Origin of the sequence: Pseudomonas ficuserectae (assembly GCF_024584585.1) — a bacterium.
Classification (GTDB): domain Bacteria; phylum Pseudomonadota; class Gammaproteobacteria; order Pseudomonadales; family Pseudomonadaceae; genus Aquipseudomonas; species Aquipseudomonas amygdali.
Window position 1 is genome coordinate 5,014,603 of the sequence record NZ_CP085684.1, and the last position, 13,825, is coordinate 5,028,427.

General features: G+C 56.9%; 10 protein-coding genes and 4 pseudogenes. 10 read left to right on the plus strand and 4 right to left on the minus strand.

Annotation, left to right across the window (positions count from 1 at the left end):
- Positions 1–11: 11 nt before the first annotated feature.
- Positions 12–1,174, plus strand: a protein-coding gene (locus LJU29_RS22245; protein ID WP_122320854.1) for an IS3 family transposase whose coding sequence is annotated in 2 segments (ribosomal slippage) — positions 12–267 and positions 267–1,174 — 1,164 coding nt in all. Because the reading frame shifts where the segments join, the coding sequence is not laid out codon by codon here.
- Between the two features lie 8 nt (positions 1,175–1,182).
- On the opposite strand, the pseudogene LJU29_RS22250 reads toward LJU29_RS22245, so the two are convergent.
- A pseudogene (locus LJU29_RS22250) lies at positions 1,183–1,407 on the minus strand (ATPase domain-containing protein); the annotation flags it as partial.
- A gap of 268 nt (positions 1,408–1,675) precedes the next feature.
- Between LJU29_RS22250 and LJU29_RS22255 the strand changes: the two are divergent.
- Positions 1,676–1,939 (plus strand): hypothetical protein, encoded by a 264-nt coding sequence (locus tag LJU29_RS22255; protein ID WP_005747060.1) that lies wholly within the window; start codon positions 1,676–1,678, stop codon positions 1,937–1,939.
- A gap of 77 nt (positions 1,940–2,016) precedes the next feature.
- On the opposite strand, the gene LJU29_RS29720 is transcribed toward LJU29_RS22255, so the two are convergent.
- Together LJU29_RS29720 and LJU29_RS29725 are read right to left on the minus strand one after the other, a co-directional pair.
- Entirely contained in the window at positions 2,017–2,877 is an 861-nt protein-coding gene (locus LJU29_RS29720) for a methyl-accepting chemotaxis protein (RefSeq protein ID WP_369812069.1), read from the minus strand.
- 45 nt (positions 2,878–2,922) lie between these two features.
- Positions 2,923–4,020: pseudogene (locus LJU29_RS29725) on the minus strand (cache domain-containing protein); the annotation flags it as partial.
- Between the two features lie 391 nt (positions 4,021–4,411).
- Here LJU29_RS29725 and LJU29_RS29730 point away from each other — a divergent pair.
- Positions 4,412–5,296: pseudogene (locus LJU29_RS29730) on the plus strand (methyl-accepting chemotaxis protein); the annotation flags it as partial.
- Between the two features lie 198 nt (positions 5,297–5,494).
- On the plus strand, positions 5,495–6,199 hold the full coding sequence (locus LJU29_RS29735) for a methyl-accepting chemotaxis protein (protein WP_369812070.1): 705 nt from the start codon (positions 5,495–5,497) through the stop codon (positions 6,197–6,199).
- A 138-nt stretch (positions 6,200–6,337) separates the two neighbouring features.
- Here LJU29_RS29735 and budC read toward each other — a convergent pair whose 3' ends face one another.
- On the minus strand, positions 6,338–7,102 hold the full coding sequence (gene budC / locus LJU29_RS22270) for a meso-2,3-butanediol dehydrogenase (RefSeq protein WP_005746516.1): 765 nt from the start codon (positions 7,100–7,102) through the stop codon (positions 6,338–6,340).
- 465 nt (positions 7,103–7,567) lie between these two features.
- On the opposite strand from budC, the pseudogene LJU29_RS22275 reads away from it, so the two are divergent.
- The 6 genes and pseudogenes from LJU29_RS22275 (at position 7,568) to LJU29_RS22300 (ending at position 13,750) form a co-directional block, all read left to right on the plus strand.
- Positions 7,568–8,837: pseudogene (locus LJU29_RS22275) on the plus strand (OprD family porin).
- 191 nt (positions 8,838–9,028) lie between these two features.
- On the plus strand, positions 9,029–9,856 hold the full coding sequence (locus tag LJU29_RS22280; protein WP_054996611.1) for an NAD-dependent epimerase/dehydratase family protein: 828 nt from the start codon (positions 9,029–9,031) through the stop codon (positions 9,854–9,856).
- Positions 9,857–9,912: 56 nt separating this feature from the next.
- Positions 9,913–10,797, plus strand: coding sequence for a glucurono-1,5-lactonase (locus LJU29_RS22285; RefSeq protein ID WP_122322988.1), 885 nt, complete (start codon positions 9,913–9,915; stop codon positions 10,795–10,797).
- Positions 10,798–10,853: 56 nt separating this feature from the next.
- Entirely contained in the window at positions 10,854–11,879 is a 1,026-nt protein-coding gene (locus tag LJU29_RS22290) for a TRAP transporter substrate-binding protein (protein WP_005747206.1), read from the plus strand.
- Between the two features lie 62 nt (positions 11,880–11,941).
- On the plus strand, positions 11,942–12,469 hold the full coding sequence (locus tag LJU29_RS22295; RefSeq protein ID WP_002556153.1) for a TRAP transporter small permease: 528 nt from the start codon (positions 11,942–11,944) through the stop codon (positions 12,467–12,469).
- Positions 12,470–13,750 (plus strand): TRAP transporter large permease, encoded by a 1,281-nt coding sequence (locus LJU29_RS22300; protein ID WP_054079177.1) that lies wholly within the window; start codon positions 12,470–12,472, stop codon positions 13,748–13,750.
- The last annotated feature ends 75 nt before the right edge of the window (positions 13,751–13,825 follow it).

A 13,825-nucleotide genomic window follows, 5' to 3' on the forward strand; every position in this document is an offset into this window, starting at 1 on the left:
AGAGGTGTCTGATGACCAAACAACGCCGTACCTTTTCCGTTGAATTCAAACGCGAGGCCGCAGGCCTCGTGCTCGATCAAGGCTATAGCCATATCGAAGCCTCCCGCTCGCTTGGGGTGGTCGAATCTGCGCTGCGTCGCTGGGTCAACCAGCTTCAACAAGAGCGCAACGGTGTCACTCCACAGAGCAAAGCCCTCACGCCCGAGCAGCAAAAAATCCAGGAGCTCGAAGCCCGGATCGCCCGTCTTGAGCGGGAGAAATCCATTTTAAAAAAGGCCACCGCGCTCTTGATGTCGGAAGAGCACGAGCGCATGCGCTGATTGATCAGCTCAGTGTCCATGAGCCAATCGAATTGCTGTGCGAAGTGTTCGAGGTACCTCGCTCGTGCTACTACAACCATTGCCTGCGGCGTCGGTCTCCAGACGCCGAGCGGGTTCGTTTACTTAGCCGAGTCAATGAGCTGTTCGGGCAAAGTCGAGGCGCTGCCGGCAGCCGCAGTATCGTGTCGATGATGCAGGCGGATGGCGAGCAAATCGGTCGGTTCAAGGTGCGTAGCTTGATGCGGGAGCTGGGATTAATCAGCAAGCAACCAGGCTCGCATGCTTATAAAAAAGCAACAGTGGAGCGGCCTGACATTCCGAACATTTTGAATCGGGAGTTCGATGTACCCGCGCCCAATCAGGTCTGGTGTGGCGACATCACCTACATCTGGGCGCAAGGAAAATGGCATTACCTGGCGGTGGTTATGGATCTTTACGCGCGTCGGGTGGTGGGCTGGGCGTTTTCGAACAAACCGGATACGGACTTGGTGATCAAGGCGCTGGACATGGCTTATGAGCAACGCGGCAAGCCTCAGGGCCTGCTGTTTCATTCCGACCAGGGCGTCCAATACGGGAGCCGACAGTTTCGCCAGCGGCTTTGGCGATACCGCATACGCCAGAGCATGAGCCGCCGGGGTAATTGCTACGACAACTCGCCGATGGAGCGTGTGTTCCGCAGCTTGAAAACTGAGTGGATACCGACCGTGGGCTACATGACGGTCCAAGAGGCTCAGCGGGATATCAGTCATTACCTGATGCATCGTTACAACTGGATTCGGCCACACCAGTTCAATGATGGAATGGCGCCCGCTCAGTACGAGAAAAACCTTAACGTCGTGTCCGGGATCAGTTGACCACTACAGTACAACACGGACTCACCGGCCTTCACCCCATCGAGCAAGAACTGGAGACCCAGCGTTGTCTTGCCTGCTCCAGGCGTACCCTCGAGTAAATAAAGCCTGTTGTTCGGCAGACCACCCTTAAGGATCGAGTCAAATCCGGCATTGCCCGTCGAGACAATCGGACGAGGTAGAGTCATTTTAGCCTCAAGGGAAAATGTGAGAGCACGTGTAAGTGTAAGGCCCATCAGTATGGGGCCACCTTGAAAGCTGCGCCATTGGCAGATGAGCCGTTTCCAAAATAAATCAAACTTTGAAGGAGGGCTATTTCGTCGATTGAAACCAATAGCATTGCCGAGGATGCAATGAAGCTACAGTCCGAATGTTTATGCGGACTGACGGTGCTTAAACTTCTTGGCTTGCGAAGCTGAATCACAGCCCTCAACGTCGTCTGTCTGGTCTATGCTGGAAATTGATGGTTCATGAAGGGCCAGCATTTTTCACAAGGAGCAAAGCATGCGCAAACTCGTACTCTCAATGACTGCCGCTCTCTTCCTCGCTGGCGCTGTGGCGCCCGCGGCCTTTGCAGAGAGTGAGTTGGAAAAGGGCGTCCGACACGATAACCGTGAGCTGGATAAGGGTGTTGATCATGACGCCAAAGAAGTGGACAAGGGCGTCAAGCATGATGCTGACGAGGTCGACAAAGGTGCAAAGCACGATGACAAGGAACGTCACAAGGCTGACAAGCATGTCGATAAAGAGGTTAAAAAAGATCTGTGAAAAAAAGCCTGCCATCGAGCAGGCTTTTATAGTCGGACCCCGTATAAAGGGTCCGACCTCTGTTACTGGATGTACGGTCAGATCTTGAAACTGTCGACCAGTTGCTTCAAACGACCGGCTTGTTGCGAAAGCGCGGCACAATCCTTGAGGGTTTCATTAAGGTTGGCCACACCTTGCTGATTAAGTGTGTTGATCTGGTTGATATCGATATTGAGTGTTTCCACAACCGCGGTCTGCTCTTCCGTGGCAGCGGCAACCGACTGGTTCATGCCATCGATATCACCAATGCGGCGCGTTACATCACGCAGACGACTGCCCGCCTGATTGGCAACTTCGACACTTTCCTGACTCGACACCTGGCTTTCATTCATGTTGAGCACGGCATGCTGAGACCCGGTTTGCAGCCCGCCGATCATCTTGTGAATTTCATCAGCCGATGTCTGCGTGCGATGAGCAAGGTTGCGCACCTCGTCGGCAACCACGGCAAAACCACGTCCGGCTTCACCTGCACGGGCCGCTTCGATGGCAGCGTTGAGCGCCAGCAGGTTGGTTTGCTGCGAGATGCCTTTGATCACGTCCAGAATGTGGCCGATGTTGTCGGTACTGGCGTTAAGCTGCTCGATCTGCGTGCACGAGTCGCTGATTTTGGCGGACAACGTACTCATGGCGTGGATGGTTTTTTCGACCACCACCTGACCGTCTTCAGCCTGGGTGCGGGCCTCACTGGCCTGAATCGAAGCGTCCGAGGCGTTGCGGGCAATCTCCTGAGTGGCCGCGCCCAGTTCGTTGATCGCAGCGGCAACGCTGTTGGTACGGGCGCTCTGCTCGTCAAAGCCGACGATTGAAGAGTTGGAGGAATTGACCACTCGCTGCGACAGGTCATGCACCTGCAGTGTTGCGGAGGAGACCTCAGCGATGGACGCGTGCACGCGCTCCACGAACTGATTGAACGAGCCACCCAGCTCGGCAAACTCGTCCTTGCCCTGAATGCTTAGACGACGGGTCAGATCACCCTCGCCTTGGGCGATGTCCTGCATCGCACGACCCATGTCGGTCAGCGGCCGCATCAGCGCACGGATCAGCAGGCTCAACAGCAAGGCAATCACGGCCACCGCAATCAGTACGGCGACCATCGCCGAGCTGCGGAACTGGCTCAACGGTGCATAAGCCTTGTCCTTGTCGATCGACAGACCAATGTACCAGTCGGCCGAAGGCAGCCCGGTGATCGGGGTAAACGACAGCAACCTCTGCTGACCATTGAGCGTGACCTCACGCAGGCGCGCATCCAGACTGAGGGGCTGGCCCGGGTAGACGTCCTTGAGGTTTTTCATCACCTGTTCCTTGTCCGGGCTGACAATGATCTGCCCGTCCCCACTGACCAGAAAGGCGTAACCGAGCCCGCCGAACTCCACCGAGTTGATGATCTTGACCAGCGTGTCCAGGCTCAGGTCACCGCCAGCCACGCCAGTTATCTGGCCTGCAGTCTTGACCGGGCTGGCGATAGTCACCACCAGGCCGCCCACGGAAGCCAGATAAGGCGGGCTGAGAATGGTTTTGCCGGCGTCGACGGTGGACTTGTACCAGGGCCGCTGACGTGGATCGTAGCCAGCCGGCATATCGACATTGGGCCGCTGGGTGAACACACCTTTGCTGTCACCGACGTAGGTGAACTGAAAGGTCGACACCAGCGAAGACTGCGACACCAGTCCGCTCAGGTCGGAATTGACCCCTTGGAAGGCTACGTTCTGGGTGAGGTTTTCCAGCACCAGAATGCGTCCGCTCAGCCAGTTCTGCACGCTGCTGGCCGTCAACTGACCCGCCTGGCCCACCGAGGACTCAAGGTTCTGATTGATGGTGGTGCGTTGCAGGTAGTCGTTGTAAAGGGTGAACAAGGCAAAGGCCAACACCACAACACCGGACGCAGCCAGAAGAATTTTATGACGAAACTTCAAATTCATGACAAGGCATCTCAACGTGACGGGAAGAAGGCTCAGATGCCAGAACAACTTGTGACGTAAAAATGTCACGCACTGCAAAAGCAATGAACCTGAAGCGGGTAAGGTTTCCACTGTCGCGAGCATAGACAATATTTTGCCGCACCCTATGAGAGGCGGCGCTCTATTTCAGTCTTTTCAGCGATTCTTTATAGCGGTGCATTGCCGTGAACGATAGGGCCTGAAAAAGTATTTCAAGCGTTTTGAAACTTTTTCTTTTTTTTATTTCAGCTTGGCCACCACCTGCCGATAGTGTCTGTATACCACCCCCTTCCCCCCTGACCTGTATGCCATGCCTTTCAGGGGCTCTACTGCTTTTAAATGGCTGTTGTTGGAGAATTCAATGAGTAGCTGGTTTGCAAACATCAGCGTCAATATGAAGCTGGCCCTCGGTTTCGGTCTAGTACTTGTTTTTACTGCGATTCTTGCGCTGACTGGCTGGACCAGCATGAGCGGACTGATTAATCGCAGCAACTGGATGAGTGACATTACTTCGCTCAACTCCCAGTTGACCAAACTGCGTGTGACCCGTCTGCAATACATGGTCGCTGACGGCGACGAGAAAGTCGCAGAGACCGTTCAGGTCTCGCTGGACGGCTTCAAGAACTATCAGCAAAAGCTGCTGACCTCGTTCAAAAGTCCCGAAAACGTGAAAATGCTCGAGCAACTGGGAGTGGTGATCGCTGACTACCAGAAATCGCTGAACAACATGCGCGGCGGGTACAAGGCCAGCATTGTGGCGCGTGATGAGCTGAGCACGAATGCCGGCAAAAGCATTGATGTGTTTGAGCTGCTTCAGGCTGAAGTGAAAAAAATGGACCCTGCCGATGCCAATCGGTTCGAGCAATACCAGATCGTCACCGATGCAAAGGAAAACCTCAGGCTCGCGCGTTATGAGGTGCGTGGCTACACCACCAACCCTACGGCAGAAACTGAACAGACCGCCGTTGCAAGGCTGGATTCTGCCATCAAGGATCTGGACACGCTGAAAACGACGTTCAGCGGCACCCAGGCTGATCAGCTCAAGCAGCTGGAAACCTCGTTGGCCGCGTACCGCAAAGCCCTGCAGAGCTTCAAGGCCGCAACTGCCGACATCGCTCAGGCTCGTAAGGAGATGACCGTACAGGGCCAGGATATCGTCAAGATCAGCGAAGCCATGTACCAACTGCAACTGGATCGCCGCGATCAGGAAAGCGCACAGGCTCGCACTACGCAGATCACCTGTACGCTGCTGGCAATTATTCTGGGCATGATTGCAGCGGTGATCATCACCCGGCAGATTACCCGTCCATTGCAGGAAACTCTGGCAGTGGTCGACCGTATTGCATCAGGTGACCTGACCCAGACCCTGGCAGTCACTCGTCGTGACGAGCTGGGCGTTCTGCAGCAAGGCATTCAACGCATGGGCAGCACCTTGCGCGAGCTGATTGGCGGTATCCGCGACAGCGTTGTGCAGATTGCCAGTGCCGCCGAAGAGCTGTCAGCGGTTACCGAGCAGACCAGCGCCGGCGTCAACAGCCAGAAAGTCGAAACCGACCAGGTGGCCACCGCCATGCATGAGATGTCGGCAACGGTTGCAGAAGTGGCTCGTAACGCCGAACAGGCCTCGCAGGCAGCGTCCAACGCCGACCGCGAAGCGCGTGACGGTGACAAAGTCGTGGGCGAAGCGATTGTGCAGATCGAGCGTCTGGCCAACGAAGTGGGTCGCTCGGCCGATGCCATGAACCAGCTGGAGCAGGAAAGCGACAAGATCGGCAAGGTCATGGACGTCATCAAGGCTGTGGCCGAACAAACCAACCTGCTGGCCCTCAACGCAGCCATCGAAGCGGCCCGCGCCGGAGAAGCCGGACGTGGTTTTGCCGTGGTTGCCGACGAAGTCCGCGGCCTGGCACAACGCACGCAGCAGTCCACAGTCGAGATTGAAACACTGGTTGCAGCCCTGCAAAGCGGCACGCGCCAGGTGTCCAGCATCATGCTCAGCAGCCGCGAACTGACCGTCAGCAGCGTACAGCTCAGCCGTCAGGCGGGTACATCGCTGGGCAGTATTACCCAGACGGTCTCCAACATTCAGGCAATGAACCAGCAGATCGCTGCCGCAGCCGAGGAGCAGAGTGCCGTAGCTGAGGAAATCAGCCGCAGCATCGTTAACGTCCGCGATGTGTCCGAGCAAACCGCCTCGGCCAGCGAGGAAACCGCTGCCTCCAGCGTCGAACTGGCACGCCTTGGCGGGCAGTTGCAAACGATGGTCAGCCACTTCCGGATCTGACCTCCCGTAGCAACCTTCAAGCCCGGCTTTTGCCGGGCTTGTTTGTTTCAGGCACGTGTAAACACAGGTTTGCATTCAACGTAGCGAAGCAGCCCGGAACGTTTCCGGGCTGCGTGCATATGACTCTCGTCGACGGCATCAAGCTTGCGGCGGCTGTCCGTTGGACGCGGACAATCCGCCATCCACCGGCAAATTCACGCCGGTCACGAAGCGTGCGTCTTCACTTGCCAGAAAGGCGATTACATCGCCGACATCTTCAGCTTCGCCTGGACGCCCCAGCGGGATGCGCTCCATAAATTTGGCCATCAGTGCCTTGTCGCCAAGCATGTCTTCAGTCAGTTCGCTGCGAGTCAGTGACGGGCAGACGGCGTTGACGCGCACACCGTCGGCACCGTGGTCCATCGCCAGCGCGCGGGTGAAATTGGTGATTGCGCCTTTGGCCGCGTTGTAGAAGCTCATGCCCCAGTCACCGCCCAGGCCGGAAACCGACGAGACGTTGATGATGTTGCCTTTGCTGGCGATCAGCGCCGGCATGGCGGTACGGGTGCAATAGAACACGCCATCCAGATCCACTGACATCAGTTCTTTCCAGTCGTCTACGCCCAACTCGGTCACTTTGCCGGACTTGACGATACCGGCGTTGTTGACCAGCACATCCAGACGCCCGAAATGCGTAGCGACTTCCTTGAACAGCGCTTCCACATCGCTCGGGTCCGCCACATCGGTAGCACGGACCAAATGCCCTTCGCCCGCCAGCTGCGTGGCCACTTTGTCGAGTTTGTCGCGATTACGGCCGACCAGTACAACGCTTGCACCTTCCTGGGCAAAACGCTTGGCGGTGGCTTCGCCGATCCCGGAACCAGCCCCGGTCACGACAACAACTTTCTGGGTGAAACGATTCATGCAGCAGCTCCAAAAAAATAATGGGGTTATGAGGTGGACTGCCCGGTTGCACACAGCGTTCAGTCCAAATCATTCACTGCCTTACGAGGGGTTAAAAATCAGGTGAATCGGTAAACCTCGACTAACAGCGCGTTGACAAACCGAGGCCGCGCTGCAAATATCACCGCGGTTGTACGACAACCTATAACGCCAAAAATAAAAACAAGACTGGGCCAACCATGAAAACTCTCGTCTGTACGTCTGCTCCACCGATTATCGAAGCCTCATCTGTTCCGACAGTTTCGCAGCACCCGACATCCTTTCAGATTCATAACATTCGCTGATACATGGCGAACGGTACTCGGCCGTCTGTCGGTCGAGGCCATGCCTGGCAACAGGCATCACGTAATCCTCAAAGGTGTCGGCTGCTGCTTGCGCGCGGCCAGAAAAGAGGACGGTTTCGATAAACAAGGGAGCAAAACAATAATGACATCTCACACTTCCCGCTCACGCATCCTGCTGGGTATTGGCGGCATGACACTTATTTTCCCTATGCTCGGCATGGCAGAGGGTTTCGTCGACGATACCAAAGCCACACTTACGCTGCGTAATGCGTACTTCAACCGCAACTTCACTAACCCTGCCTTTCCCAACAGCGCAGCTCCGCAGAGCAAAGCCGAGGAATGGACACAAAGCTTTATTCTCGACGCCAAGTCGGGCTTCACCCAGGGTGTGGTCGGTTTCGGGGTTGACGTGCTGGGCCTGTATTCGCTCAAGCTCGATGGTGGCAAAGGCACAGGGGGCACTCAGTTGCTGCCGATCCACAGCGACGGTCGCCCGGCCGATGATTTCGGCCGTCTCGGCGTTGCAGGCAAGGCGCGGGTTTCCAAAACCGAACTGAAAGTCGGTGAATGGATGCCGGTGCTGCCAATTCTGCGCTCCGATGACGGTCGTTCGTTGCCGCAGACTTTCCGCGGTGGTCAGGTGACGTCCAAGGAGATCGACGGCCTGACGCTGTATGGCGGGCAATTCCGTGGCAATAGCCCGCGCAACGATGCAAGCATGGAAGACATGTCGATGAACGGCCGAGGCGCGTTCACGTCCGATCGCTTCAACTTCGGCGGCGGCGAGTATGTCTTCAACGACAAGCGTACCCAGGTAGGTGTCTGGTACTCGGAGCTACAGGACATCTACCAGCAGCAGTTTTTCCAACCTGCTGCACAGCCAGCCGATCGGCGACTGGACCCTGGGGGCCAACCTGGGTTACTTCATCGGCAAGGAAGACGGAAACAAACTGGCCGGCGATCTCGACAACAAGACCGCTTACGCATTGCTCTCGGCGCGCTATGGCGGCAGCACGTTCTATGTCGGCCTGCAAAAGCTCACCGGCGATACGGCGTGGATGCGCGTCAACGGCACCAGCGGCGGCACGCTGGCCAACGACAGTTACAACTCCAGCTACGACAACGCCAAGGAGAAGTCCTGGCAGTTACGCCATGACTATAACTTCGCGGTGCTCGGCGTACCCGGCCTGACCCTGATGAACCGCTATATCAGCGGCGACAATGTGCATACCGGCAACATCACCGACGGCAAGGAATGGGGACGAGAATCTGAACTGGCGTATACCGTACAAAGCGGTGCACTCAAGAACCTGAACGTCAAATGGCGCAACTCCAGCCTGTGTCGCGATTTCAGCACCAATGAGTTCGACGAGAACCGCGTGTTCATCAGCTACCCTATTTCGCTGCTGTGAAACCTCTGGCGAAGCCTACCTGAAAGCCCATCTACAGGGACAGGTTTTGCCTTGTTACAAATGTGTCTGCACAGGCGGGCACACAGGTCGTTTTTATACTTTGGCCGCGTTGACAATCAGCGTATGCGGTGCCGATAATTCGGCAAGTCATACGACAACAGATGACAAAAATAACAATCGGGACTTTTCTCATGGCATCGGCTCATACCACTCAAACTCCCTTCAATCGCCTCCTGCTGACCGGTGCAGCAGGTGGCTTGGGCAAGGTCTTGCGCGAAACACTGCGCCCCTACGCAAACGTGCTACGCCTGTCCGACATTGCCGAGATGGCACCGGCGGTAGATGACAGTGAAGAAGTTCAGGTCTGCGATCTGGCTGACAAGGACGCCGTATACCGCCTGATCGAAGGTGTGGACGCGATAGTGCACTTCGGCGGTGTGTCAGTCGAACGGCCGTTCGAGGAAATCCTCGGTGCCAACATCTGCGGTGTATTCCACATCTATGAAGCGGCCCGTCGTCATGGCGTGAAACGCGTAATCTTCGCCAGTTCCAACCACGTGATCGGTTTCTACAAGCAGACCGAAACCATCGACGCGCACTCCCCGCGCCGCCCGGACAGCTACTACGGTCTGTCCAAGTCCTACGGCGAAGACATGGCCAGCTTCTACTTCGATCGTTACGGCATCCAAACCGTCAGCATCCGCATCGGCTCGTCGTTCCCTGAACCGCAGAACCGTCGAATGATGAGCACCTGGCTGAGCTTTGGCGACCTGACCCAGTTGATCGAGCGCTCCCTGTACACGCCAGACGTCGATCATACCGTGGTCTACGGTGTTTCGGACAACAAGACCGTATGGTGGGACAACCGTTTCGCCAGCAAACTGGACTACACCCCCAAAGACAGCTCGGAAATTTTCCGCGCCAAGGTTGAAGCCCAACCGGAGCCTGCGGCTGACGACCCGGCGATGGTTTATCAGGGCGGTGCGTTTGTGGCCTCCGGCCCCTTCGGCGATCAATAAACAGCCCCTTCCGACTACAGAACTCTGGTTGCAGAACGTTGGAGATACGACCTGTCATGGATGCCGAACTGATTGTAGATGCACAAAACGCCACTGGCGAAAGCCCGGTCTGGAGTGCACATGACCAAGCGTTGTACTGGGTGGATATTCCAAAGGGCACCTTACTGCGCTGGAGCTTCGCCGATGGCAGCATACGCAGCTGGAAAGCGCCGCAGATGCTGGCCTGCATCGCAGCCGACAGCCGCGGCGACTGGATTGCGGGGATGGAAGACGGCATTTATCATCTGCAGCCCTGCGAAGACGGCAGCCTGATCAGTACTCTTCTGGCAAGCGTCGAACATGCACAGACAGGCATGCGCTTCAACGATGGCCGATGCGACCGGCAAGGACGCTTCTGGGCCGGCACCATGCTGATGGACATGGCAGCAGGCGCAGGGGTAGGTGCGATGTATCGCTACAGCGCCGGGCAGAAGACACTCGATGCACATTTAAAGGACTTCATTGTCCCCAACGGCCTGGCGTTCAGCCCGGACGGCAAGACCATGTACCTGTCCGACTCGCATCCCAGCGTGCAGAAGATCTGGGCTTTCGATTACGACACCGATAGCGGCACGCCGCACAACCGTCGCCTGTTCGTGGACATGAACCACCACCTGGGCCGCCCTGACGGTGCAGCAATCGACACCGATGGCTGCTACTGGATCTGCGGCAATGATGCGGGCCTGATCCACCGTTTTACGCCCAACGGAAAACTCGACCGCTCGCTGGTCGTGCCGGTTAAAAAACCGGCCATGTGCGCTTTTGGCGGCCCCGATCTCGATACCTTGTTCGTAACGTCCATTCGCCCGGGTGGCGATATCAGCGACCAGCCATTCGCCGGTGGTCTGTTCGCTTTGCGCCCTGGTGTCAAAGGCCTGGAGGAACCCGAGTTTCAGGGCTGACAGTGCCCAACGAAAATCCCATAGCTCGACCAAAAATAACAAAATCGGAGATATCCATGGATTTCAAACGCAAGCTTCTCATCGCTGCACTTCCGTTGGCCTTCTGCGTGTCAGGCATGGCTCAGGCAGAAGTCAAAATCAAGTTCGCCGAGGTTCACCCCGCAGGCTACGCGCCGGTCGTGGCGGAACAGAACATGGGCAAGAAACTCGAAGAGCAATCCAAGGGCGAGATTACCTTCAAGATGTACGCTGGCGGCGTGCTCGGCTCCGAGAAGGAAGTCGTTGAACAGGTCCAGAGTGGTGCCGTGCAGATGACCCGTGTAAGCCTGGGCATCGTCGGCCCGGTCGTGCCGGACGTCAACGTCTTCAACCTGCCGTTCGTGTTCCGTGATCAAGCGCACATGCGCACGATTATCGACGGCGAGATCGGCCAGGAAATTCTCGACAAGATCACCAACTCGCAATTCAACATGGTCGCACTGGCCTGGATGGATGGCGGCACCCGCAACCTGTACACGAAGAAACCGGTGCGCCAGATTTCCGACCTCAAAGGCATGAAAATTCGTGTTCAGGGCAACCCGGTATTCATCGAAACTATCAATGACATGGGCGGTAACGGCATCGCCATGGCCACTGGCGAAATCTTCAGCGCCCTGCAAACCGGCGTGATCGATGGCGCGGAAAACAACCCGCCGACCTATTACCAGCACAACCACTACCAGAACGCGAAGTTCTTCACGATTACCGAGCACTTGATTCTGCCCGAGCCCATCGTGATGGCGAAAGCCACCTGGGAGAAGCTCAAGCCGGAACAACAGGCGCTGGTGAAAAAGCTCGCGCGTGAAGCTCAGATGGAAGAGCGCGCGCTGTGGGACAAGTCTTCGGCCGACGCAGAAACCAAACTCAAGGCAGCAGGCGTGGAGTTCATCACCCTGACGCCGGAGCAGAAGAAAGCCTTCTACGACGCCACCCAGCCGGTGCGTGACAAATTCGGTGCGCCTTACAAGGATTTGATCAGCCGCATCGAAGCGGTCCAGACCAATCCGGCACTGGCTGCACCCGGTACCCAAGCGGCCCAATAAGCCTGTCCGATTATGCTGCGCGAATGAGTAAAAGCTCGTTCGCCGCCGCAGTGGTGAGCCCAATGAAAAATACGCTATTGCGCATCAACGACACGATTTATCGGGTCTGCATCGGCATTGCCGGTCTGTCAGTGCTGATCATGACCCTGATCATCCCCTGGGGCATCTTTGCCCGTTACATACTCGGCAGCGGCTCCAGCTGGCCGGAACCCACGGCCATTTTGCTGATGGTGGTATTTACCTTCTTCGGCGCTGCCGCCAGTTACCGCGCCGGTGCACATATGGCCGTTTCGATGGCCGTGGACCGTATGCCGCAACAGGTGCGTCGCAGCGCCTCGATGGTCGTGCAGATCCTGATGGCAATCGTGGCCCTGTTCATGATCTTCAAGGGCTTCAAGCTGTGCGCTACCACGTGGAATCAGTTTGTCGGCGAGCTACCGTTTCTGAGGGTCGGCATCACTTACCTGCCAATCCCCATCGGCGGCATCGTAACCCTGATTTTCGTATTGGAAAGACTGTTTCTGGGCGACCAGAGTCATCGCGCGGTGATGCGCTTCGATGTCATTGAAGAAAGCGAAGGTGCCGCATAAATGGACGCTTTTATACTGCTGGGCAGCTTCATCGCATTGATTCTCATCGGCATGCCTGTTGCCTATGCGCTGGGGCTTTCGGCCCTGATAGGCGCCTGGTGGATCGATATTCCAGCCGATGCGCTGATGATCCAGATTGCGGGCGGCGTGAACAAGTTTTCGCTGCTGGCGATTCCATTCTTCGTGCTGGCCGGGGCAATCATGGCCGAAGGCGGCATGTCACGACGGCTGGTCGCCTTTGCTGCTGTGCTGGTGGGTTTCGTGCGCGGTGGGCTGTCGCTGGTCAACATTGTGGCATCCACTTTCTTCGGCGCGATTTCGGGTTCCTCGGTGGCCGATACCGCTTCGGTAGGCTCGGTGCTGATCCCGGAAATGGAACGCAACGGCTATCCTCGGGACTTCTCGACGGCAGTGACCGTCAGCGGCTCGGTTCAGGCCTTGCTGACGCCACCCAGCCATAACTCGGTGCTCTATTCGCTGGCGGCAGGCGGTACGGTATCGATTGCTTCGCTGTTCATGGCCGGGATCATGCCGGGTCTGTTGCTCAGCGCAGTGATGATGGGCCTGTGCATGATTTTCGCGCGCAAGCGCAATTACCCCAAGGGTGAAGTGATTCCGCTGCGCAAGGCGCTGAAAATTGCCGGTGAAGCGCTCTGGGGCATGATGGCCATGGTCATCATTCTCGGCGGCATTCTGTCGGGTATTTTCACCGCCACCGAGTCGGCCGCCATTGCCGTGCTCTGGGCGTTCTTCGTCACCATGTTCATCTATCGCGACTACAAATGGCGCGATCTGCCCAAGCTGATGCACCGGGCCGCACGGACCATTTCCATAGTGATGATCCTCATCGGTTTTGCCGCCAGCTTCGGGTACATCCTGACGCTGATGGAAATCCCGATGAAGATCACCACGGCGTTCCTGACCCTTTCGGACAACCGCTACGTGATCCTGATGTGCATCAACGTCATGTTGCTGCTGCTGGGCACTGTGATGGACATGGCCCCGCTGATTCTGATCCTGACTCCGATCCTGTTGCCGGTAATCGTCGGTGTCGGCGTTGACCCAGTGCATTTCGGCATGATCATGCTGGTCAATCTGGGGATCGGGCTCATAACACCGCCGGTGGGTGCGGTGCTGTTCGTCGGTGCCGCGGTGGGCAAAGTCACTATCGAAGCCACCGTGAAAGCTTTGCTGCCGTTCTACGTCGCGCTGTTTGTGGTGCTGATGCTGGTCACCTACATTCCCGCCATCTCGCTGTGGCTGCCGAGCGTCGTGCTCTAACGTCATCAGTTGCAACGCTACTGGAGCGCTCAAACCGCTCCGGTACGCACCTCTGTTGTCCAGCCAAGGAGGCTG